A 23,635-nucleotide genomic window follows, 5' to 3' on the forward strand; every position below is an offset into this window, starting at 1 on the left:
TGGATGTCAATTACCAATCTTCCAAATTCCTTTTCCAAATTTATTGTAGCCAACTATAAATAAATTATATGTTGGGTAAGCTCTCTGCTATCAATAAGGATAAAATAGTCTTCCAAATATCATTTCAATCTAACTTATTTAATTAGAATAATTAGCCTTTTTCTGCACTCAACATTTTGCTAAATAAATAAATGTTAATTTTCAAGCGCAATAAAAGTGATAAATGATAAATATATTATATTTGAATCTACATATAACAATTTACACTTTTCACGCTTTTATTATATTCTATCAAAATGAAAAAAATTCTATTACTCTGTTTAACACTAATTTGTGTTATGAATTCTGGACTAGCACAAAGTACCAATCGAGTAAAATTCATCTCAATAAATCCTTTCGAAAATACTGGACAAGACTACTCTCCTTGGTTAACTGACAACCTTGATACTCTGGTAAAAAATGCTTGGGGTAATAATCTCAAATGGGTTGATGTTAGGCTAACTTTTGAAAATCGAAGTACTATTTCAAAACTTTCGTTTTATGATTATACGGGTGTTTTTACGGATAAACCAGCTTATATCTATGCTTTGAAAGATACGACTTTAACATATCTTGGTTTATTTGACGGTTCTACTTACAATGCTTATGTTGATTTGAACTTAACCAATCCTATTATTGCCGACGCTATCGTCGTCAAGAAATATGGCAATAATATTCCTCAGAAAATCAAAGTATTCGGTGACCCAACACCCAATAGTTCGTCATTGAATCGTGTAAGATTCTTTGCCATTACTCCTAGCCAAAATACAGGTCAAGATTATACTCCGTGGTTTTCAGATAGTTTAAATGTATTAGTAGGAAGTGCTTGGGGAAATAATCATACTTGGGTTGATGTAAAACTGACTCTTGAATTTAAGAGTACTATATCAAAACTTTCTTTTTTTGATTATACAGGTGTTTTTACCGATAAACCTGCCTTAATTTATGCTTTAAATGATACTACAAAAACATATTTAGGTTTATTTGACGGCTCATCATATAATTCATTCGTTGACTTAAATTTAACAAGTCCAATTATAGCTGATGCAATTATTATTCATAAATATGGAAATAATATTCCTCAAAAAATCAAAATTTATGGGAACCCTATCAACGGAGCAGCCAAAGCAACTGTTTCAAGCCCGCCAACAACTCCTACCACACCAACTGGTCCAACAATAGTAGGCACTAAAATTCCTATTACACCTAAAAGATGGTATCAATTAAATCATGTAGGAAATGGATTAGAAGGCCTATTTGATGGAAATATACAAAATGAGGTTTTTACAGGATGGAGTAAAATGTTAAGTAATTACGATTCTTATTATCCTTTAAAGGAGGGAGAAGTAATTAATATTCAAAGTGTAAAGTTTTATGATGGTTCTGGCACAATGACTAATACGCCATTTAAGTTATATGGTATTACTGACCAATGGCAACGAGTACTCATCGCTACATTTACAGGAGAGTCTTATAATCAATGGGTCGGTCCCAACCCAAGTGATGTTAATAATTTTGTACTTTCAAATCCTCCTACAGCTAACTTCAGGTATTTACTCATCAATTGTTATGATGGATATCCTAGAGAAATGGAATTATATGGTACTTATACAGCAAGTACAGTAGCCCAAACTAACCCACCGCTTAAAAGCATAAAAATGAAAGATGCTTTTGGTATCAATTCATTTGAATGGAATTTCTTAAAGTCATCAAATGCTTCTTTAATTGATGAAAATAAAATGCCTGCATTTAAAGCATTTACTGGCTTTCGCCAATACATGGATTGGGAAAAGGTAGAACACTTTGAAAATGTCTATACTTATAACCCATGTTATAACGGAGGATGGAATTATGATGTCATTTATGAACGCTGTAAAACCGAAGGGATAGAAATTCTTCCATGCTTACAAGGTGTTCCTAAATGGTTTTATAATACGTATCCTGATTCTACCTATCACGATAGTGAAATTATCCCTGCTAGATATGGATACGCTTATTCTGACCCAAATGCCTACAGAGACCAAGCTCAGATGGCTTTCCAATATGTTGCTAGATATGGAAGTAATGCAAATGTGGATCCTACATTATTGAGCGTTTTTAATCAACCACGATGGACGGGGGATAGACCTAATGAATTGAAAATTGGAATGAATCTCGTTAAGTATATTGAATGTGGTAACGAAAGAGATAAATGGTGGAAAGGTAGAAAAGGCTATCAGACTGCTCGTGAATATGCTGCCAATCTATCTGCTTTTTATGATGGACATAAAAATACAATGGGTGCAGGAATAGGTGCAAAAAATGCTGACCCTAACATTAAAGTGGTCATGGCGGGTTTAGCTTCTGCAGACCCTGACTATGTACAAGGAATGATTGATTGGTGTAAAGAATTCAGAGGATATAAACCTGATGGTAAGGTTAATTTGTGTTGGGATGTTATCAACTATCACTTATATTCAGACAATGCTAATTCTTCACAAAGTGGTTCTTCAACTAGAGCCGCTGCTCCTGAAGTTTCTGCTGCTTTAAATATTGCCAAAGAGTTTGTACAATTAGCCCATGACCAAGCTTATGATATGCCAGTTTGGATTACAGAGTTAGGCTTTGATTTAAATCAAGGTAGCCCATTAAAAGCTATTCCAATAGGCAGTAAATCAGCAATCATGACTCAAGCTGATTGGGGACTTCGTTCAGCATTAATGTATAATCGTTTAGGTTTAGAAAGAAGCTTTTTCTACATGCAGTATGATTCAAATCCTTATAATCCTACTCAATTTGCTTCTTCTGGTTTAATAGATTCATTAAGACAACGCCGTCCGATTGCTGATTATTTATATCAAACTAAGAACCTAATTGGAAATTACGTTTATAAAGAAACTATTTCACAAGACCCTTTGGTAGATAGATATGAATTAAACGGTAAATCAGCTTATGCTTTAATGATTCCTGATGAAGTAGGTAGAACAGGTAATTATACTTTAACTTTAAGCAACATCAATGATATTAAAATCTATTATCCAAAAGCTGGAAGCGACAAAATGGATAGCCTAAGTGTTGCTGATAGCACAAATAATTTCCATTTAACGGTAACAGAAACTCCTATTTTTGTTATTCCTGGGCAAGAAGTAATAGCTAATAATAATCAAATCCACCCACTTAGTACTACTCGTAATGGTATTCCTTTTTCTAAAGACGATATAACTACTGATAATAACAAGACCGATGAAAGTGTAAGCTCAACAGTAGTTTATCCCAATCCAACGCCTGATATTCTATACATTTCAGCGAGGAATTTAAATAATATTAGTAATTTAAAGCTACAAAGTATCAGTGGTATTACTGTACTTGAAACAAATTCTGTTTCGACGAATGGAATTAACATTAAAAATCTTCCTTCGGGAAGTTATTTACTTTCTATTAGTTTAAAAGATGGAAAAGTAGAGACCCATAAAATTGCTTTAATCAAGTAATTATAATTTTTAACAAATCCTGTTCTAAAGAAATGTATTCATTTTTTTAGAACAGGATTTATCCTAAATTGAAATTCTCTTCAAAAAAATAAATGATTTTCTATTTAAAATAGTAAATTTAAAATCTAAACACTCCTCAAAATCAATATCTCGTTGTTCCTCTTAGTAATTGGGTTATCAAGTTTTGATTTTATTATTTTTAAAAATTATGCTTTTTTATATTACATCAGCATAATTAATGGAATCACAACATTTGTCGAGACGATTAAGTAATATAACCTTCAATATTGCTTAATTCACAGCTATATTTTGATGTTTAATTCTGGTTTAGCACATTATCATTTATCAATACTGGAAAACAACAACATTGCTTAACAACTTATAAATCCTATACTAAGCTATTTTTATGTATAAAGTACTACTTGTTTCTGTTGGACATTTTTTCGACTCAACGGCGGAGATTCCTTCTATTTTCAAAAGAGCTGGTTGCACTGTAGATATTTTTTGTTCAGAAAAATCTTGGCTCAAAAGTAATAAGTTTCATGATAATTGGATTGAAGCCTCTGAAGAAGAAGAGAGCTTTAAATATGAATTAGCCGATTATGTAAAAAAAAATCCAGATAAATATAACTGGATTCTGCTCCTTGATGAATTTACTTTAAAGTTGATGAATAACTTTATTGGAGACGACCCACTCCTTTTTGAAAAGCTTTTACCTATCACTAAAATTGAAAATAGAGAGGTTCTATCTTCAAAAATTGGCATGTCTAGAGCTTGTTCAAGATATAACATTACGACTCCAAGATTTATCAATTATACTGAAGACATTAGCTTGGATGATATTGCTAAAAACCTTCATTTCCCAATTTTATTAAAGGAAGATTTTAGTTTTTCTGGCTTAGGAATTCAGCATTGTGCAAATATTAATGATTTCCAACCTTGTTTGGATAAAGTATTAAATAAAAAAAATCTTGTTCTACAAGAATTTATTGAAGGCGATGACATCGGTGTTGAAGCTCTTTTTTATGAAGGGCAATTAGTAAGTTACAATTGTGCTACTATTTTATCTTATATGGGTGGAAAGTTTTCATTTACTACTCGTAGAACTTATTATCAAGATGCTGCTTTAGCAAAAGAATTAAAAAAACTGGGGGAGTCTTTCGGGATAAGTGGCTTTGGGAGTATTCAATATATTTATCACAAAGGAAGAAATCTATTTTATTTAATAGAAACAGATTTACGTTCTAACTCTTGGATGCCTTATTCTAAATTTACAGGAAAAGATATAGCAGATGGTATAAGGCAAATTATAAGTGGGAAAATCATTGGTGATTTTTCAGAAACAACACCACTTAACGCAAGAACTGAAATCGCTATTTTTGACAGAGATATTAGGCGTTGTATGAAATATAAAGACCTGAAAGGTTTCCTACGTTGGGCTGTGAATTATAAAGGTTATTGGAAATTCATTCCATTTTATGACACAAAACTCTTCAATCGTATTTTCACAAAACTATACAAAGACTTATTTAAGATAAAATATTAATTATTGAAATATATTACCCAAAAAGCTGACTGCAGAAAAGAAAAAGGCTTACAAAAGATTTATTTCTTTGTAAGCCTTTTTTAATGCCTAATTTCGAAAGTCAATAGCACTATCTCATTCTGTCTGAAGATTTTACTAGCATTTCATCTCTACGGATAAAACGGTTTGCAATCATGTTGGCTAACATCGCAACAACTGCGGCGGCAAATCCTGCACCATAATTCCCTTGCACTTCTGGTTCAAACATGGGTACGCCCACTTTGAATACTTGATAAAAACAAATACCTAAACTTATTGCAATCAATACTGAGTTGATTAACCCTAAAGTCATTTGTAAAACTCTTTTTTTGTATTGTGTAATTGAAAAAATTGCAATACAAACAACGATAATTCCTAAAATACCAATAACAGCTGTACTGTTATTACTTACAATAGCATCTCCTTTTGAATGTTCAAGATTAAAAGCTGTAAGACGTACTTTTTCATTTAAAGTAGCACTACTTTTTTCCCAAATAGGTAATGAAGCTGTTACTGCAGCCATTGCCACTGCAACAACAAGTAATAATAAGGTTTGAATTCTTTGAAGCATCTTTGTATGTAATTCGTAAAATTTTAAATTTAATAAGGCAAAGTTCTAAAACTTTACGAAAGTACGCAAGATTACAATTTCAAATCCGCATTTTTATAATATTCATATTCCACTCTAAGGAAAGGAACAGGCCTTTGATTTTCAAATTTCACCCAATCTGACATGATTAAACGGTTTTTGGCATCATAAAATAATTGTTGGCGACGTACCAACGCATTTTTCCAATACACTTTAAGTTCCGTCAATTTTCCAGTACTGTTATAAATGGGAAAAAGCTTTTCGGTATGCCACATCGAAGACGAAACTGAACTATTATTAATATCATCTACTTCTAAAAACTTGGGAATTTTATCTGAATCAGAGGCATAATTCAAGTGTATTTTTTTGATAGTCACTCCTTCATTACTTTTTAATTTGCGCCTTTCTATTCGATTAAAAATATCGGGACTTTCTTGCCAACGAGATGATTTATCTTTTATCAAAAAATCAAAATCGTAATTCAAGATATTGTCTTCAAAATAAGTAACTAATTCTCTACTTTGATTAGGTTTTAAGCTACCATCAATATCAAATTGTACATCGCCACTGCCTTTATTATTGTTGATTGGAATGATGCGGATAGTCTTTAAAAAAGCCACTGTAGAATCTAAGGTTGCCATATTTTTCTTATACTTCGCTCCTATTCCTATTAAATGACCTCTGTCATAATTCATGATAATCACAGCATCCGCACCAACCAATTGGGCTTTTTGCTTGATTTGAACGATGGCATCGTTATAATCATTCCCATCGGTTTCAATCATTTGTGTTTTGAAATAAGGTTCTTTGATGGGCAATTCATGCAAGAAGAAAATATCCACTTCATGCGTATGCGCTAAAGTCGGTACTTTTGTAAATACATTTTGAGCCGAAACTTTCCCACAAACATTCACTAAAATCAGTAGAGCGATTAGTTGTTTCATCGTTGTAATATTTAGTTTTTTAGCTAGACAAGCCATCGCCTAAAAACCCCTAAGGTTTCGTCTTATTATTTAAATCTCAATATATTTACAGGCAATTTTTGCCGAAGAAATCGCCAAAGGGATTCCTCCGCCCGGATGTACGCTTCCACCTACAAAGTACAAGTTCTTAATTTTAGACGAAAAATTAGCATGACGCAAAAATGCGGCATAACGATTATTCGACGAATTACCATACAAAGCTCCTTGTGCCGACGAAGTTTTTGATTCAATCGTGCGTGGGTCGAGGATTTCTTCGCATTCAATCAAATCTGCAATGTTTTCGCCTAACATTCTTGATACTTTTTGAACCACATTTTGGCGAGTATTCGCTATGATTTTATCCCAATTTTGTCCTTCGTTCGCTGGTGCATTGATGAGTACAAACCAGTTTTCACAGCCTTTGGGAGCGTCGTCTGGTTTTAGTTTTGAAGTAATGTTGATATATACCGTTGGGTCGTTGCTGATGGTTTTTTCTTGAAACATTGTGTTAAATTCTTTCTGATAATCATCACTAAAGAAAATATTATGCAAACCTAATTCGGCAAATTGTTTTTTGATTCCCCAATAAAAAATCACGCCCGAACTACTTTTAGGTTGATTCAGCAAACGGTCTGGATGTTTTTGATTGGGCATCAATTTCCGATAAGTAGGCGTTACGTCCATGTTGGAAACTACCACATCAAATGCTTTGCTGATACTTTTCTCCGAAATATTACTGTAACGAATCCCCGAAACTTTATCTTTTTCTACCAAAATTTCTTCTACTTTATTTTCATAGAAAAACTGTACGCCCAAATCTTCCGCCAATTTCACTAAAGAATTGGTAATAGAAACCATGCCTTTTTTCGGGAAAAATGCACCGATATTATACTCCAAATGTGGAATAATATTCAAAGTAGCAGGCGTTTGGTAAGGGTCTGAACCATTATAAGTAGCGTAACGATTGAAGAGTTGAACGATTTTCGGGTTTTTAAACAGTTTTTCGTTGGCTTCGTTCATCGTTCCAAAAATACCGAGTTTGGGTAAATTCAAATATCCTTTTAGGGCTTTGGCGGACGTCCAAGTAGAAAATTTGTGCAAAGAATCTTGTAAAAAAAGTCCGTCGAGTACTTCATATTTAAAAGCGCTGTCTTTCAAAAAATTGAGGATTTTCTGGGCTGGCTCGCCCGTAATTTCTTCTACCTCTTTGGCAAAGCGTTCATTTTCAGCCCAAGCAGTAAGTTTTGTAGCATCTTCCCAAAAATAATGACAAATATCTGGCAACTTTATGTACTCGAAATATTCCTTTGGATTTTTACCGACTAATTCAAAAAGTTCTTCTACTAAATTGGGTAAAGTAAAAAGCGATGGACCCGCATCAAAACGATAGCCATTCAAGTTAAAACTGCTTAATTTACCTCCTGCATAAGTATTTTCCTCAAAAACTGATACTTCAAAACCTTTATGAGCCAAACGAATGGCTGTTGAAATTCCCCCAATACCTGCACCGATGATTGCTACTTTTTTCATAAATCTGTACCACGATTTTCCAAATCGTGCCTATAAATATTTATTTTCTTCAATCAATTTTACTAATCTTTATATAATTACCAATCTTTAAACCAGTCAAATAGTTTTCAAAACGTCTAATTTCTGTAATTTTGCAAAAATTAAAAACTTACCACAAGTTTCTGCCTTTCTGGAATTGGAAAATTCCTATTGATTTTTGCAACAAAAGCCTGTGGCAGGATATACATTCTTTATGCTCAGAACACACAATAATGGCGAACTCCGCCTAACAAATGTAAACCAAACGGTTACCCTCTGTGGATGGGTACAAAAAACTCGTGATAAAGGCGGTATGATTTGGATTGACCTCCGTGACCGCTACGGAATTACGCAGTTGATGCTTGAAGAAGGCAAAACGCCTAAAGAAGTATTGGATTTGGCTCGTACTTTCGGTCGTGAATATGTGATTGCTGCGACGGGTACAGTAGTTGAACGTCTTTCTAAAAATGATAAAATTCCTACTGGAGATGTTGAAGTAAAAGTTACTTCTTTGGAAGTATTGAATCCAGCAAAATTACCTCCATTCTTGATAGAAGATGATACAGACGGCGGCGATGATATTCGCATGAAGTATCGTTACTTAGACTTACGTCGTAATCCTGTAAGAGCCAACTTACAGTTACGTCACCAAGTAGCTCGTTTTACAAGAGATTACCTTGACAGACAAGATTTTATAGAAGTAGAAACGCCAGTGTTGATTAAATCAACCCCTGAAGGAGCAAGAGATTTTGTTGTGCCTTCAAGAATGAATCCGGGCGAATTTTATGCTTTACCGCAGTCTCCACAAACATTCAAGCAATTATTGATGGTTTCTGGTTTCGACCGTTACTACCAAATTGTAAAATGTTTTCGTGACGAAGATTTACGTGCTGACCGTCAGCCTGAATTTACTCAGATTGACTGCGAAATGTCGTTTATCGAACAAGAAGATGTATTGAATATGTTTGAAGGTTTGATTCGTCATTTATTCTTGAACGTAAAAAATATGGAATTGGGCGAGGTATCACGTATGACTTACGCACACGCCATGAAATATTACGGTTCTGACAAACCAGATATTCGTTTTGATATGAAGTTTGTAGAATTGAAAAGCGAAGAAGTTGACTTAACTTCTGGAAAAGATTTCGTTGTTTTCGATTCAGTAGATACAGTAGTGGGTATCAATGCAAAAGGCTGTGCAGAATATACTCGTAAGCAAGTGGACGAATTGACTGATTTCGTGAAACGTCCACAAATTGGTGCAAAAGGTTTGATTTACCTTCGTTACAATGCCGATGGAAGTTTGAAGTCATCTGTAGATAAATTCTATTCAGAAGAAGATTTAAAGAAATGGGCAGAGGCTTTCGGAGCAGAAAAAGGAGATTTAATCTTGATTCTTCCGGGAATAGGCGATAAGGTACGTAAACAATTAAACGAATTACGCCTTGAAATGGGTAATCGTTTAGGTTTGCGTGACCCTAAAAAGTATGCAGCACATTGGGTTATCGACTTCCCTCTATTGGAGTACGGCGAAGAAGAAAACCGTTGGTTTGCGATGCACCACCCATTCACAAGTCCGAAACCAGAAGATTTACAATATTTAGCAACTGGAGAGCTAGGCAAAATTCGTGCAAACGCTTACGATTTAGTAATCAATGGCGTTGAAGTAGGCGGTGGTTCAATTCGTATTTTCCAAAAAGAACTACAAGCTAAAATGTTTGAAGTACTTGGATTCTCGGACGAAGAAGCAAAACATCAATTTGGTTTCTTGATGGATGCTTTTGAATATGGAGCGCCACCACACGGAGGTTTGGCATTCGGTTTCGACCGTCTTTGTTCATTATTCGGTGGTTCAGATTCAATCCGTGATTTCATTGCCTTCCCGAAAAACAACTCAGGACGTGATATTATGATTGATTCACCTTCAACAATCGACCAAAAACAAATGGATGAATTAAAAATCCGCACGGTGCTTTAGTTTTATCCACATAAATAAAAAGAGCTTGTTTTCATGATGAAGACAAGCTCTTTTAGTTTATAGTTAGTTAGAAATTTTCAAGATAAAACTTTTTTTCCTCCTTTTTCATACATTATCTGCAAAAATAACCAAACCAACAAGATATAAATTAGCACAATTATCGAACACATATTTCTCCAGTGATTCGTTCTGACAATATCTTCCATAAAAAAGATAATCATTCCTGAAAGTAAAGAAATCATACTTAACAGCACAACTGTTTGGCGTTCTGAAAAACCCGCATAAACCAAATGATGAGTAAGGTGGTCTTTCCCTCCAACAAATGGTGAAATGCCTTGCTGCATTCTAAAAAAAATAACGGTTGAAGTATCAATCAAAGGAATAATAAAAGACAAAATTGGTACTAAAAACTGTTTTCCTTGTAAACCTTCTACTCCCATTTCTCTAAAATTCCAAAAGTATTGAATACTTATCCAAGCCAAAAATGCTCCTAAAAACTGGCTTCCTGAATCGCCCATATACATTTTAGCAGGTTGCCAATTGAAAAATAAAAAGCTAATCAATCCCCCCATGATACAAGCTATGTAAAAATTTAGCTCTAAACTCGATTCTTCAGGTCGTATTATTAAAGCAATCAACAATATTATCAAAACCGTTGAAGCCAAAATACCATCCATATTATCAAGCATATTAATGGCGTTCATCAAACCAATGATCCAGAAAAAAGTAAAAACAGTATTCACAACATTGCTTTCAACCAAATGAATTGTGTGTTCATTGCCAATTAATAAAGCCACTGAAGATTGTCCAAGTAATTTGAAGAAAGGTGAAAGAACAAAATAATCATCAATCAAGCCAAAACCAAAGGCAATACTCAGCGGAACTAAAAGTGAAATCGTCGGATGGCTTGAGTACACGAATGCAATCAAAAACACAATGTAAAATGAAATTCCACCAAGTGTTGGTTTCTTGGAAATATTCCAGCGTATTTGAAGTTTTGATTTTTGAGGGGCTTGAAATTTAAGATATTTCAACAAAGTATTATTCAATACTAATGAAAAAATCAGGAAAAAGACTCCTAATACAATCAATGGTTCGTAGCTAGTGTTCATAGAGGTAAATTTTAGAGGTATGGATTTATAGATTTATAATACGTTTGAGACCTTCTTCCAAAGAGATTAATTCTCTTCCTAAAATTTGTTTCATTTTAGTATTATCAGGTTTTCTTCTAGCCATATCGCCTTTTTCCAGCGCAGGCAAATGCACAATGGATGAATGTGAGTCAGTAAGCGTAATAATCTTTTCTGCCAAGGATAAAATACTGATTTCAATTTCAGAACCGAGGTTAATTACTTGATTTAATGCCAGATTTTCGTTGAATATTTTATGCGTTACTTCAATATTATCGTCGATATAGCAAAACGTTCGGGTCTGAGAGCCATCTCCATAAATTGTAATCGGTTCATTTTTCAAGGCTAAATTCAAAAACCTTGAAACCACAAAATCATGATTCTGTTTAGCACCATAAGTATTGAAAAATCTGAAAATGGTATAATCTAAATCAAAAGTAAATTTGAAAGACTCAATAATCGTTTCTCCAACTTTCTTGACTGCCGCATAAGGTAATTTCCCATTCAAAGGCGTTAATTCTTCATGTTGGGGATACTCTTTAGATTCTCCATATACTTCCGAAGACGAAGCAAAGAAAATACGCTTTACATTTTTGTCTTTCGCTAAACTCAGAATATTCTTAGTTCCTTCAATATCTCCTAAAACACTCGAAGGGTTTTCAAGTGTTCTTTGAACACCAACAATGGCGGCATAATGGAAAATATAATCAAAATCAAATTGATTCATTATCTCTGAAAGACTTCCATAATCATTGACATCACATTTCAGAAATTGGTAATTGGAAGGCGGTTTTTGGGGAAGATTTCGCTCATTCCCAGTAGAAAAATTGTCGAGAGCAATTATAAAATTTTGCTCATCCTGCAAAAGCCTGTCGGCCAAAGAGCTTGGTATAAAACCTGCTCCTCCTGTGATAAGAATCTTTCTCATGCTAAGGGTAGATTAGGCAGTAAAACGTAGGTTTATCAATATTCTAAAGTAGTAAAAAAATAAAAACGATTTCAAAAAATAGGCATATTTTTTTTATAACTATCTAACAATTAGGCACAAAAAAAGAGACAAGCAAATTGCTTATCTCTTTTTTGTACCTGATTGAATAGTAAACTGAAAAACAAAAATTTTTATAGCCTTGCATCCACTAAATCTTTTTGCCATAAAGATTTAATGTCATAAACTACAGCATCTGGATTTTTCAGTTGTTCCAAATCTAAATTTTTATATTCATCGTGTGAAACTGCTAATAAAATTCCATCATACTTTTCAGTGATTGAATCCAAAAGCGAAATTCCGTACTCTTCATGTACTTCTTTTTTGTCTGCCCATGGGTCATGAACGTCGATTTGTACACCAAATTCTTTTAATTCTTGATACACATCAATTACTCTTGAATTACGAATATCAGGACAATTTTCTTTGAAAGTAATTCCCAAAATCAGGACTTTACTTCCTTCAATTTTATGCCCTTTTTTAATCAATAATTTAATGAGTTTTCCGCCCACAAAAATTCCCATGTTATCGTTTACTCGTCTTCCCGAAAGAATTACTTGTGGATAATAACCCAAACTTTCAGATTTATGCAACAAATAATAAGGGTCAACGCCGATACAATGTCCGCCAACTAAACCTGGTTTAAATTTCAAGAAATTCCATTTTGTACCAGCAGCTTCTAATACTTCGGAAGTATCAATACCCATTTTATCAAAAATCAATGACAATTCATTGACGAACGAAATATTCACATCTCGTTGAGCATTTTCAATGGCTTTGCTGGCTTCCGCAACTTTCAACGACGAAGCTTTGTAAGTTCCTGCTTCGATGATTGAGCCATAAAGTTGGTCAACAAACTCAGCAATTTCTTCTGTTGAGCCAGAAGTTACTTTTCTGATTTTAGTTAAAGTATTGATTTTATCGCCAGGATTGATACGCTCTGGCGAATAACCACAGAAGAAATCTTCATTGAATTTCAGTCCACTTTCTCTTTCCAAAACGGGTACGCAATCTTCTTCTGTACAACCCGGATAAACTGTTGATTCATAAATCACGATGTCGTTTTTCTTCAATACTTTTCCGACTGTTTTACTTGCCGAAAGCAAAGGAATTAAGTCTGGCTTTTTGTATTTATCAATCGGCGTTGGCACAGTTACAATAAACACATTGCAAGTACTCAACATTTCAGGTGAAGCCGAAAAAGTAAGTTTTTCAGAAGCTTTCAACTGCGACGATGCTACTTCGTGCGTGCGGTCGTGACCAGCATTTAACTCGTTTACTCTTGTTTGATTAATATCGAAACCCAAAACTTGGTACTTTTTTCCAAATTCTACTGCTAAAGGTAAGCCTACATAACCAAGGCCAATAATTGCGATTTTTGTTGCTTGTATATCCAAAATGAGCTTCAATTTTAAAAATGCTATCGTCGTTTCATTAATTCTAAATGAAAAATTAATGATTTTTTTGAATTAAAACATAAAGGTAAGCTTATACTACATTTTTTTCAATGTTAGGCGAATGAATCATTGCTAAAATGATTTTTGCCATTTCGTCCATAATCGTTTTTCGACTAAATTTTTCGATAAAATCACTTCGATTTACTGTTGAAAAATGGTGATTTTTTAATTTTTCAACTAAATTTTCTGCATCGCAAGGCTTGAAGAGAATAACGTTTGCTACATTTTTTTCGATGAAATTTCTTGCAAAACCATTTACGCCTGCAATAATGGTTTTGTTGGTCGCTGCATATTCAAAAATCTTGGAAGGCAATACTTTTTCAAAAGCTTGGGCATCGTTCAGGTGTAAAAATAAGTAATCGCTTTTCTGATAAAAATCAATCAACTCTTCCTGACTGACTGGCGTAAATAGATTCACATTTTTTACATCCAGAATACTTAGTTTTTCTGCCAACATTTTTTGGGTATTTCCATCGCCAATGATGTTGAAAATGTACTTTCCCTCTAAAACCTTCGCTACTTCTGGAATAATTTTCTCCAAACCTTGTCCATTGCCAATATTTCCTGCATAAGTAATTATTTGGGGCAGATTCTGTGTAGTATGCTGAAAATTATGCTTTAAAAATACTTCATCAATGCCATTGGTGAAATAACTAATATTTCCCTTGAAGTACTTAAAATTATCGGCAAAAGCTTCTGAAACAAGATTGAGATGTTGAGCGGTATTGACGCTAAATTGTTCAATCATTTTCAAGATTGGCACAAGAAATACTTTCATCAAAAATTTGAGAAAAGGATTTTGAAAAGCTTCTAAAACTGCTTCTGAAAAAATGTCTCTGATGTCAAGAAAAAGTAAAGTTGGTTTTCGGCGAGCAATTATCGCTCCGAGTAAAGCCGTGAAAAGTCGAGACGAAGAAGCGTAAATCAAAGTGTAATCATACTTTTTAGTATATTTCAGCACCGATTTTGCGTAAAATATAAAGGCGAAAATTTGTCCGAAAATACTGTTTTTATGTGCTGGCAAAGGAATTCTACGAATGATTAAATTATCCTTTTGCTCAAAAACTGGGGCTTGATTGCTGAAACTGTGATAGCGATTTGGCGTAGTGGTGAGTACTTCTATTGAATCGGTAGAAGCAATTTTCGTTTGAAGTGCTTTTACCAAAGCTGTACTTCTGAATGAACCTGCACATAAATCTGGCTGAAAATTAAAACTTAGGACGAGGATTTTCATAAGCTTCATGGAATTTAATTGTTGTAGTTAATTCATTTTGAAAGTGTATAATCGCTAATTGGGCTGGTTTGAGTACATTAAATTCTTCGGCTAATAAATAATCCGTAAGCGTAATTTCAAGGTTTTTAGCAAAAGTAATTGTGGCAAAATCGGTTAAAATTGTATTTCCACTAAGCTTAATTTCGATGTTGGGGTAAAAGTGTAAAAATGCTTTTGCTGGAAAATTCTCATTCCCAAGTATTGTATCATGAATAGAAATTTGCTGTTCTTCTATCCAAAAATCTCTTTGATGAACAATTCCCAAACGCTGATAGCCGTTGTGCGAAGCCGAAATATGATTTGCCGATTCTGATAAAATCTTTGGTTTCGCTCGCCTCGCTACTCTAAAAATACTCCAAATTTCTGATTGTTCAAAATCCCCAATTTGAACGGTATTATGTGCCGCAGTCGAACGTTCCTGCTGTCGCCTTTCAGCAAACTGATAAGTAGAAGTACCAGTGTCCACAATAAAAGGCTTTCCACGAATGTGCAAAACAAAATTGAGCGTATCTGAATGAGCGTGTGCAGATAAATACTTTGGAGAAATTTCAGCTACATCAACAAACAATTCGTAAGCTTTTTTCTGAAATTTTCGATAACCGCTTTCTTTAATTTTAGTAGGTTTTGGCAATAAACTCAAGCTTTTGGCATACGCTAAAAGTTCAGCAGTATTGGGTGCAAAATTTTGTGCGGAATCATTTACCAAAGGAATATCGCCATTTTCAAAAGTAATTTCAGCTAAAAACCCTACCATTTTTTGAGCGTAAGTCTTCAACATTTCATTTATTGAGTGCTCGCCAAAATCAGGATTATTCTTCACCAAGTTCAAACAGTCGAGCAAACGAAAGAGTACGATTTGATGATACATGGGCGATAATTCAAAATGTCCGCCATCGGCTAAAATCTGTTCTTTTAATTCATCTTCCAAAAGCTTGGTGGCAATTTTCAGAAAGTATTTATCTCTAAAATAATAAGCTGCGAAAAGTAAAGAAAAAGCATTTTCGAGTAAGTGATTTCCTAAAATGTGATATTCCAGATTCTTGCTTAAAATACAGTAATGAGCCACCAAAACGGCATCTATTTCTGGTTGTTGGATTTGATGATAAGTCAAAAATTTCATCCAATTAATGCCTCTCAAAGAAATCGGATAAGATTCTAAACCTGTGCTGAGGTTTGAAGTGTTGATAAATGAATTTATTAAAATCAAGCCTTCTTCTTTAGATAGGTCTTTTTGATGCAGAAAGTCAAAATAATTCAACTGATAAGCCCATAATTTTCCGAAAGATTTTTCATCATTCCAGTCGATAGCTTCTTTAAAATTCTTGGATTGATTCAGAAAAACGAAACGTTTTTCGATTGGGAAATAAGTCTTTTTAGCAGGAATTGATACTTGTAAATGTAAACTAAAACTTCTCGCTTCAATCGTTTTGGGATATTGCCAGCGAAGTATTTTTCTAACCAAGCGTTTTGTCCGATAATACAATTGATAAAATATTTGCTTCGGACGTAAATGTAGGATTGTGTAGAAGTAGAGCTTTAGCATTTTCATAGATTTGAAGACTTTAGGACATAAGAAACAAGATACAAGATTTTAGACGCAAGATGCTGTATTTCAAAAAACTGATTTTTGAAATACAGCACAAAAGATTCAGTTGGTAATCAATAACTGAAGTAGCGGCAATCCCTTGCGGTTGCCGTTTCGAGAGAGGCAACCGCAAGGGATTGCCGCTACTCGTTTAGTTTTAAAATCAGTTTTATCATTTTTTCGCTTGTTGTTCAATCAAAATTGGCGTTTCTAAACCTTAAAGCAACACAAATCCAACATCCGATAGCCGACTTCTGAAAGCCAACAACAGCCTAATGAAAGAAAATATAGCTCACCCAAATGGCAGTAATCACACTGACTAAATCGGCTGTTAAACCTGCCCAAAGTGTGTAGCGTGTATTTCTGATATTCACTGAGCCAAAGTACAAGGCTAAAACATAAAAAATGGTATCCGAAGAACCTTGAAAAACACATGACAAGCGTCCCGCAAAAGAATCTGCACCGAAGGTTTTCATGGTATCAATCATCATTGCTCTTGAACCTCCACCACTCAAAGGGTGCATCAAAGCCGTTGGCAAAGCGTCCGTAAAATCGGTGTTCATTCCCGTTAAAGAAAAAGCAAATTTCATTCCGTCAACAACCCAAGTTAAAGCACCAGAATTTCGCAAAGCACCAATCGCCACCAACATGGCTACCAAGTAGGGAATAATTTTCACAGAAGTCTCAAAACCTCCTTTTGCTCCTTCAATAAAAGCACTAAAAACATCTACTTTTTTACGCAAAGCACCCAATAAAAATGAAATGATAAATGTAAATAAAATCACATTTGAAGCTATTTTTGAAACTACTTCAATTTGTTCTTTCGGAATACTTGAAAAATACCAAAGTACCAAACCGATGAATAGCGAAATGCCACCTAACCAAGAAAGTATTACTTTGTCAAACAAATTGATTCTCTGGCGAATCGCTACAAAAAGCAAACCCGTAACCGTAGCCACATAAGTAGCTATTAAACAAGGAATAAAAATATCAGAAGGATCTGCCGCACCATAAATCGAACGTTGAGCCATAATACTCAAGGGAATCAAAACGGGGCCAGCACTGTGCAAAACCATAAACATAATTTGTGCATTAGAGGCAACATCCTTACTCGGATTCAGTTCTTGTAAACTTTGCATCGCTTTCAGTCCGAAAGGTGTTGCCGCATTGTCCAAACCCAACATATTGGCAGAAAAATTCATAATCATTTGTCCATTTGCTGGGTGATTTTTAGGAATTTCAGGAAATAAACGATTGAAAAAAGGACCAACCAAACGAGCCAAAAAATTGATTGCTCCTGCACGTTCGCCAACATTTAACAAACCCATGAAGAAAGTCATCACGCCAGCCAAAGGCAATGCGATTTTCATCACCGCTACTTCGGAAGAATCAAACATTCCATCAATGATTAATTTGAATATTTCGGTATCACCCGTAAAAATAAGTTTGATTAATGCAACGATAAAAGCGACAATAAAAAAGGCAATCCAGAGGTAATTTAAGGCCATGTTTAATTGGTTTGATAATCTCAATTTAAAATTTGAATCGATTGGCGAATTGCTCTAACATTTAGAAAATAGCAGTATTAAAAGCGAAAAATGGCTTTATTTACATTATTCAAAGAAATTCACCCTTAAATTTATATTTTATTCTCCAATGAACATCAACAATATGAGAAAACATATTTTTAGCCTCTTACTTTTTTCACTAGCTACTTCTAGTTTTGTAGCCAAGCATGAAAACTTTGAAAATGAAGAAAAAAAGAAATCTTCAAAGCCACAAACTCCATCAACTTGTGAATACGAAAAGAAGATGATTCAACAAGGATTAGTCAATGTTAAAGAAATTGATTCTTCTATTTTGGTAGAACTGAAATATTCAACGACTGATAATTTTGTTGGGAAAGACGTTTATGGCTGTATTACCAATTGTTTTATGCAGAAACGTCCAGCGCAAATGCTAAAAAAAGCGAATGCTTTACTCCAACAAAAAAATCCCAATTACAGACTTTTGGTGTATGACGGCGGTCGCCCATTAAGTATTCAAAAAGTACTTTGGAATACTCTGAGCCAATATCCGCCTAAAGAACGTGCAAAATATGTGGCAAATCCAGCCGAAGGTTCTATTCACAACTATGGAAGTGCGGTAGATTTAACCATTGCTACAGCCGATGGAAAAGCTTTAGACATGGGAACAAAATATGATTATTTCGGAGAATTGGCTTATCCAGTAAAAGAAGATTTTTTTCTCGCACAAAAAAAACTGACCAAACAACAAGTAGCCAATAGAATTTTGTTGAGAAACGTCATGGAAGCCGTTGGTTTTATGCCTATTGACTACGAATGGTGGCATTTTAATGCTGTTTCGAGAAGAGAAGCAAAACAGATTTACCAGATTATTGAATAAAGCTTTGATAAAAATACAATCAACCGTTCGATTTTAGCAAAAAGTGTTCGTTTTCGGACACTTTTTTAGTTTACAAACATTTATAAATACTTGTAAAACAATCATTTATAATCGATGGCATATTACTTGATGATTTTAAGAACAGAACATTTTAGGCATAAGCTTAATGAGATGCAAATTCTATGGAATATTATCAATTTCCCTTTTATCATAGCATCATAGCCGTTTATCCTAAAAATTTTTAAAGCCCCAAAAATCATTCGTAACATTGAACCATAAATTATAAGAATTATGAAATTCTCATTACTAATCCTAACAGGCATTACTTTATTGACTTTTCAAGGAAAAGCTCAGAACGCTATTCAAGCAAGCGGGAATGAAACAAAGTTATCGTTGCAAGAAGCCGTAAATATTGCCTTGAAAAACAACATTTCAGTCAAGCAAAGTGAAAACCAGCTATTGTTGAGCAATTTGCAATTGAAACAATCAAAAGATAATCGCTTGCCGAATGCCAATGGTTCAATTAATGAATCTTTCAATTTTGGTCGAAGCCTTGACCCTTTCACTAACACTTATATTGAAAAAAATATCAATTACAATAGTTTGAGTGTTAATGCTAACGTAACGATTTTCAATGGTTTTCTATTGAGAAATACAATTCTTCAAAACGATTTATTGTTGAAAGCTACCGAATTAGATTTACAAGCTATGAGAGAAAACGTCTCTTTGCAAGTAGTCTTAGCTTACCTCAATATTTTGAATGCTCAAGATATTCTTGTTATTTCTCAAAGTCAAACCCAAATTACTGCCTTACAAATTCAACGTACTGATAAATTGGTTCAGGCAGGTTCTTTACCACAATCTAATTTGTTGGATTTAAAAGCACAATTAGCAACGGAAGAAACAACGGTTATTAACAACCAAAGTACTTTAGATTTAGCTAAACTTTCATTAATTCAATTATTGAATGATAAAAATATTACTGACGTAGCCGTAGAAAGAGTTTCATTACCTGTTCCTGCTACTTCGCAAGGATACGATGCTACTGCTACTAAAATATTTGAAATTGCTGAGAAAAATCAGCCAACTATCAAAGCCGCTGATTTAAGAATACAAGGAGCAATGAAAGGTATTGAAATTGCAAGAGCAGGTTTTTTACCTACTGTTTCTGCAGGAGCAAATTTAGGTGCGAATCAGTCTAATGCTCAAAAATTATACCGCCAAGATGGTACAACAAGTTCTAATTTAGGAACTGTAAATGTAAGCGGAGTTGACTATCCTTTAGTTGTAACCCAAGCAAGATTTGTTGAAGATGGAACAGTAGCTTATTTCCAACAACTAAAAAATACCGCCAACTACGGTTTTGGTTTTAATGCTACCATTCCAATTTTTAGCCGTTTCTTAAATAAAAACAGAGTAGCACAAGCTAAGATACAAAAAAGTAATGCCGACTTGACAGCCCTTCAAGCTCGCCAAACATTACGCCAGAATATCGAACAAGCTTATACCAATATGAATAATGCTGCCAAACGTTTTGATGCCCTTACAATACAAGTAACCGCTTTGGAAGAATCGTTCAGAGCAGCCGAAAGCAGATTTGGTGCAGGTGCTATTGATTTTGTGAATTATAGTTTACAAAAAACCAATCTTGATAAAGCTCGTGGCAACCAAATTCAGGCGAAATATGACTTTATTTTTAGAACAAAAATCTTAGATTATTATCAAAATAAACCACTTACCTTTTAACTTGTGATGAAGTGATTTTAATCTCTCACTAACAGTCACACAATTTAACCAACATTATGGCAAAGAAATCTTCAAATAAAATCTGGTGGATATTAGGTGGAATCATCGTAGCATTAGGCATTGCATTATTTGTTGCAAAACAACAAGGTCTGATTGGCAAAGAACCATCAACAGAAGTAGAATTCTCCAAAGCTAAAAAAGCAGATATTATCGAAAGAGTATCCGCTTCAGGAAAAATTCAGCCTGAAATTGAAGTAAAACTTTCACCAGATGTTTCGGGAGAAATTGTAGGATTGTACGTAAGCGAAGGTGACTCTGTAATAGCTGGTCAGTTACTTTTGAAAATTCGTCCTGATAACTATGAATCTTTATTGGCTCGGGCAGAGGCACAAGTAAATTCATCGAAAGCATCAGTTGAGCAATCAAAAGCAATGCAATCTCAAGCAGAGTCACGTTTGTTGAAAGCAAAAATTGATTATGATCGCAACAAGAAATTACACGATGATAAAGTGATTTCAGATGCAGATTTTGACCAATTCAATTCACAATACTTGGTTGCAAAACAAGATGTAGAATCGACCAAAGCAAGTGTTTTAGCAGCATCTTTCAATGTAAAAAGTTCGGAAGCGGCTTTGAAAGAAGCGAGAGCCAACTTAACAAAAACTACGATTTATGCGCCACAAAGTGGGACGATTTCAAAGTTGAATGTTGAATTGGGCGAACGTGTAGTAGGTACATCACAAATGGCTGGTACAGAATTACTTAGAATTGCCAATTTAAATAAAATGGAAGTACGTGTAAATGTGAACGAAAACGATATTACCCGTGTTTCAATGAATGACACCGTTATTATCGACGTTGACTCATACAGTGCTTCTGGCAGAAAATTCAAAGGAGTAGTTTATGAAATTGCGAGTTCAGCAAATGGTTTGGGAGGTACTTCTGCTACGACGGTTTCTACCGATGCAGTAACAGAATTTGAAGTAAAAATTAGAGTGTTGCGTAAATCTTACGAAGATTTAATTGTAGGCAAACATTCTTATCCATTAAAACCAGGAATGACGGCATCTGTTGAAATTATCACCGACCGTAAAAATGGAGTTTTATCTGTTCCACTGGCTTCTGTAACCACTCGTGACCCAAATGCTAAAGAAGGAGATGAGAAAAAAGAAGGTGCTCCAGAAGAGAACAAGGAAGAGGAAAAAGTTATTAAGAAAGAGAAAGTAAAAGAAGTAGTTTTTGTATTGGGTAAAGACAACAAAGCAAAAATGAAAGAAGTAAAAACAGGTATCTCTGATTTTGAAAATATTGAAATCCTTTCAGGTTTAACAGATGGCGAAACAATTATTTCTGGTCCATATTTAACCGTTTCAAAAAAATTAAAAGACGGTGAATTGGTCAACAAAAAAGAAGTTAAAAAAGACAAAAAATAGTCATTATAATAGTTTGGTTTAGGGTTTATGAAAAAGCCAGTCAGGAATGTTTTGACTGGCTTTTTTGTGGACTTTGGTTTCGCTTCGTTGAAGATTCTTTTGTATATTTATGTAAAACAAACTAAATATGACAACAAGACGACATTTCATCAATCAAGTTTCTGCGCTTGCTGGCGCCTCCTTACTTCCAACTTTTAAAGGTTTATCATCCAATGACTTACAGTTTATTAGTAGTTTCTCTCCAGAAAAATCTGCACTACTGATGGCTTCCGATGAAGACTATTGGTATCAAATTCAACAGGCTTATACCGTTTCTCCACAAATCATCAATTTGAATAATGGCGGTGTTAGTCCGGCACCAACAGTGGTTCAAAATGCGGTGGAACGATACGGAAAATTTGCCAATGAAGCTCCAAGCTATTTTATGTGGCGAATTCTTGACCAAGGTCGTGAACCCTTGCGTGAAAACTTAGCTAAATTTTCAGGCGTTTCGCCCGAAGAAATCGCAATCAACCGCAATGCTACAGAGGCATTGGATACTGTGATTTTAGGCTTGCCTTTAACTCGTGGCGATGAAATCGTTATGAGTAAATATGACTACCCAAATATGCTTCACGCTTGGCGACAAAGAGAGCTTAGAGAAGGTTTGAAAATCAATTATGTAAACATAGATTTACCGCTAGAAGATAACGATTTGATTGTACAGAAATATGTAGAACAAATGACTCCACGAACAAAAGTTGTTCATATTACACATATTGTTAATTGGAACGGACAAATTTTACCCGCAAAACGCATCGCTGATGAAGCGCATAAACGTGGGATTGAAGTAGTAATTGATGGAGCGCATTCATTTGCTCATCTTGAATATAAAATTCCCGATTTGGGTGGAGATTACTTCGGAACAAGTTTACACAAATGGCTTTCGGCACCAATCGGTTCAGGAATGCTTTGGGTGAAAAAAGAGAAAATCAGTAAAGTTTTTCCGCTGATTCCAAATGACAAACCCAATTCAGACAATATTCGAAAATTTGAAAACCTAGGTACTCGTCCATTTATGATTGAACAAGCCATTGGACAAGCACTTAATTTTCAATTAGCCATTGGTAATGCCAGAAAAGAAGCACGTTTACATTTCTTGAAAAATTATTGGGCAAAAGAGGCAAGTAAAATGCCGAAAGTAAAATTCAATACACCCATCAAACCTGAATATTCGGGTGCTTTAGCACATTTTAGTATCGAAGGTATGGAAGCTGGAAAAGTTGAAGCAGAATTATTCGCAAAATATAAAATTCATACGTCGCCTGTAAAATGGGAAAAATTAGATGGCGTAAGAGTTACTCCACACGTTTATACAAGTTTACAAGATTTAGATAGACTTTTGGATGGAATTAAGTATTTGGCAACAAAATCTTAATCATTTGAAAAGATAAATATACTAAAAGGCTTCCCTGATATTCAAGGAAGCCT

General features: G+C 34.4%; 16 protein-coding genes. 7 read left to right on the plus strand and 9 right to left on the minus strand.

What is annotated here, in order from left to right:
• The first annotated feature begins 296 nt into the window (after positions 1 to 296).
• Both ABID42_RS05470 and ABID42_RS05475 read left to right on the plus strand, forming a co-directional pair.
• Entirely contained in the window at positions 297 to 3,509 is a 3,213-nt protein-coding gene (locus ABID42_RS05470; protein WP_367282788.1) for a T9SS type A sorting domain-containing protein, read from the plus strand.
• Between the two features lie 406 nt (positions 3,510 to 3,915).
• A complete protein-coding gene (locus ABID42_RS05475; RefSeq protein WP_367282789.1) occupies positions 3,916 to 5,055 on the plus strand; it encodes an ATP-grasp domain-containing protein in 1,140 nt (379 codons plus the stop codon).
• A 109-nt stretch (positions 5,056 to 5,164) separates the two neighbouring features.
• On the opposite strand, the gene ABID42_RS05480 is transcribed toward ABID42_RS05475, so the two are convergent.
• The 3 genes from ABID42_RS05480 to crtD form a co-directional block, all read right to left on the minus strand.
• A complete protein-coding gene (locus tag ABID42_RS05480) occupies positions 5,165 to 5,644 on the minus strand; it encodes a DUF4293 domain-containing protein (RefSeq protein ID WP_367282790.1) in 480 nt (159 codons plus the stop codon).
• A gap of 71 nt (positions 5,645 to 5,715) precedes the next feature.
• On the minus strand, positions 5,716 to 6,606 hold the full coding sequence (locus tag ABID42_RS05485; protein ID WP_367282791.1) for a hypothetical protein: 891 nt from the start codon (positions 6,604 to 6,606) through the stop codon (positions 5,716 to 5,718).
• Positions 6,607 to 6,675: 69 nt separating this feature from the next.
• Entirely contained in the window at positions 6,676 to 8,154 is a 1,479-nt protein-coding gene (crtD, locus tag ABID42_RS05490; RefSeq protein ID WP_367282792.1) for a 1-hydroxycarotenoid 3,4-desaturase CrtD, read from the minus strand.
• A gap of 232 nt (positions 8,155 to 8,386) precedes the next feature.
• Between crtD and aspS the strand changes: the two genes are divergently transcribed.
• On the plus strand, positions 8,387 to 10,150 hold the full coding sequence (gene aspS / locus ABID42_RS05495; protein WP_367282793.1) for an aspartate--tRNA ligase: 1,764 nt from the start codon (positions 8,387 to 8,389) through the stop codon (positions 10,148 to 10,150).
• Positions 10,151 to 10,227: 77 nt separating this feature from the next.
• Here the strand turns inward: aspS and ABID42_RS05500 are convergent, their stop codons facing one another.
• The 6 genes from ABID42_RS05500 to ABID42_RS05525 all read right to left on the minus strand — a co-directional run bounded on the left by ABID42_RS05500 (position 10,228) and on the right by ABID42_RS05525 (position 18,088).
• Entirely contained in the window at positions 10,228 to 11,262 is a 1,035-nt protein-coding gene (locus ABID42_RS05500; protein WP_367282794.1) for a glycosyltransferase family 4 protein, read from the minus strand.
• 25 nt (positions 11,263 to 11,287) lie between these two features.
• Complete coding sequence (locus ABID42_RS05505) at positions 11,288 to 12,208, minus strand: NAD-dependent epimerase/dehydratase family protein (protein ID WP_367282795.1); 921 nt, start codon at positions 12,206 to 12,208, stop codon at positions 11,288 to 11,290.
• 191 nt (positions 12,209 to 12,399) lie between these two features.
• Positions 12,400 to 13,665: a nucleotide sugar dehydrogenase gene (locus ABID42_RS05510; protein ID WP_367282904.1), complete on the minus strand. Its 1,266-nt coding sequence runs from the start codon at positions 13,663 to 13,665 to the stop codon at positions 12,400 to 12,402.
• Between the two features lie 88 nt (positions 13,666 to 13,753).
• Positions 13,754 to 14,956 carry a glycosyltransferase family 4 protein gene (locus tag ABID42_RS05515; RefSeq protein ID WP_367282796.1) on the minus strand — a complete coding sequence of 401 codons (1,203 nt, stop codon included), beginning with the start codon at positions 14,954 to 14,956 and terminating at the stop codon, positions 13,754 to 13,756.
• A complete protein-coding gene (locus ABID42_RS05520; protein ID WP_367282797.1) occupies positions 14,931 to 16,538 on the minus strand; it encodes a heparinase II/III domain-containing protein in 1,608 nt (535 codons plus the stop codon). Before ABID42_RS05520 ends, ABID42_RS05515 begins: the two co-directional genes overlap by 26 nt.
• 314 nt (positions 16,539 to 16,852) lie before the next feature.
• Positions 16,853 to 18,088 carry a nucleoside recognition domain-containing protein gene (locus tag ABID42_RS05525; RefSeq protein ID WP_367282798.1) on the minus strand — a complete coding sequence of 412 codons (1,236 nt, stop codon included), beginning with the start codon at positions 18,086 to 18,088 and terminating at the stop codon, positions 16,853 to 16,855.
• Between the two features lie 163 nt (positions 18,089 to 18,251).
• Between ABID42_RS05525 and ABID42_RS05530 the strand changes: the two genes are divergently transcribed.
• The 4 genes from ABID42_RS05530 to ABID42_RS05545 all read left to right on the plus strand — a co-directional run bounded on the left by ABID42_RS05530 (position 18,252) and on the right by ABID42_RS05545 (position 23,582).
• Entirely contained in the window at positions 18,252 to 18,986 is a 735-nt protein-coding gene (locus tag ABID42_RS05530; RefSeq protein WP_367282799.1) for a M15 family metallopeptidase, read from the plus strand.
• Between the two features lie 291 nt (positions 18,987 to 19,277).
• Positions 19,278 to 20,732 carry a TolC family protein gene (locus tag ABID42_RS05535; RefSeq protein WP_367282800.1) on the plus strand — a complete coding sequence of 485 codons (1,455 nt, stop codon included), beginning with the start codon at positions 19,278 to 19,280 and terminating at the stop codon, positions 20,730 to 20,732.
• Between the two features lie 56 nt (positions 20,733 to 20,788).
• Positions 20,789 to 22,165 (plus strand): efflux RND transporter periplasmic adaptor subunit, encoded by a 1,377-nt coding sequence (locus ABID42_RS05540; RefSeq protein ID WP_323258569.1) that lies wholly within the window; start codon positions 20,789 to 20,791, stop codon positions 22,163 to 22,165.
• Between the two features lie 127 nt (positions 22,166 to 22,292).
• Positions 22,293 to 23,582: an aminotransferase class V-fold PLP-dependent enzyme gene (locus ABID42_RS05545; RefSeq protein ID WP_367282801.1), complete on the plus strand. Its 1,290-nt coding sequence runs from the start codon at positions 22,293 to 22,295 to the stop codon at positions 23,580 to 23,582.
• Positions 23,583 to 23,635 lie beyond the last annotated feature (53 nt).

The sequence above is a fragment of the Arcicella rosea genome (assembly GCF_040543805.1).
Taxonomy (GTDB): domain Bacteria; phylum Bacteroidota; class Bacteroidia; order Cytophagales; family Spirosomataceae; genus Arcicella; species Arcicella rosea.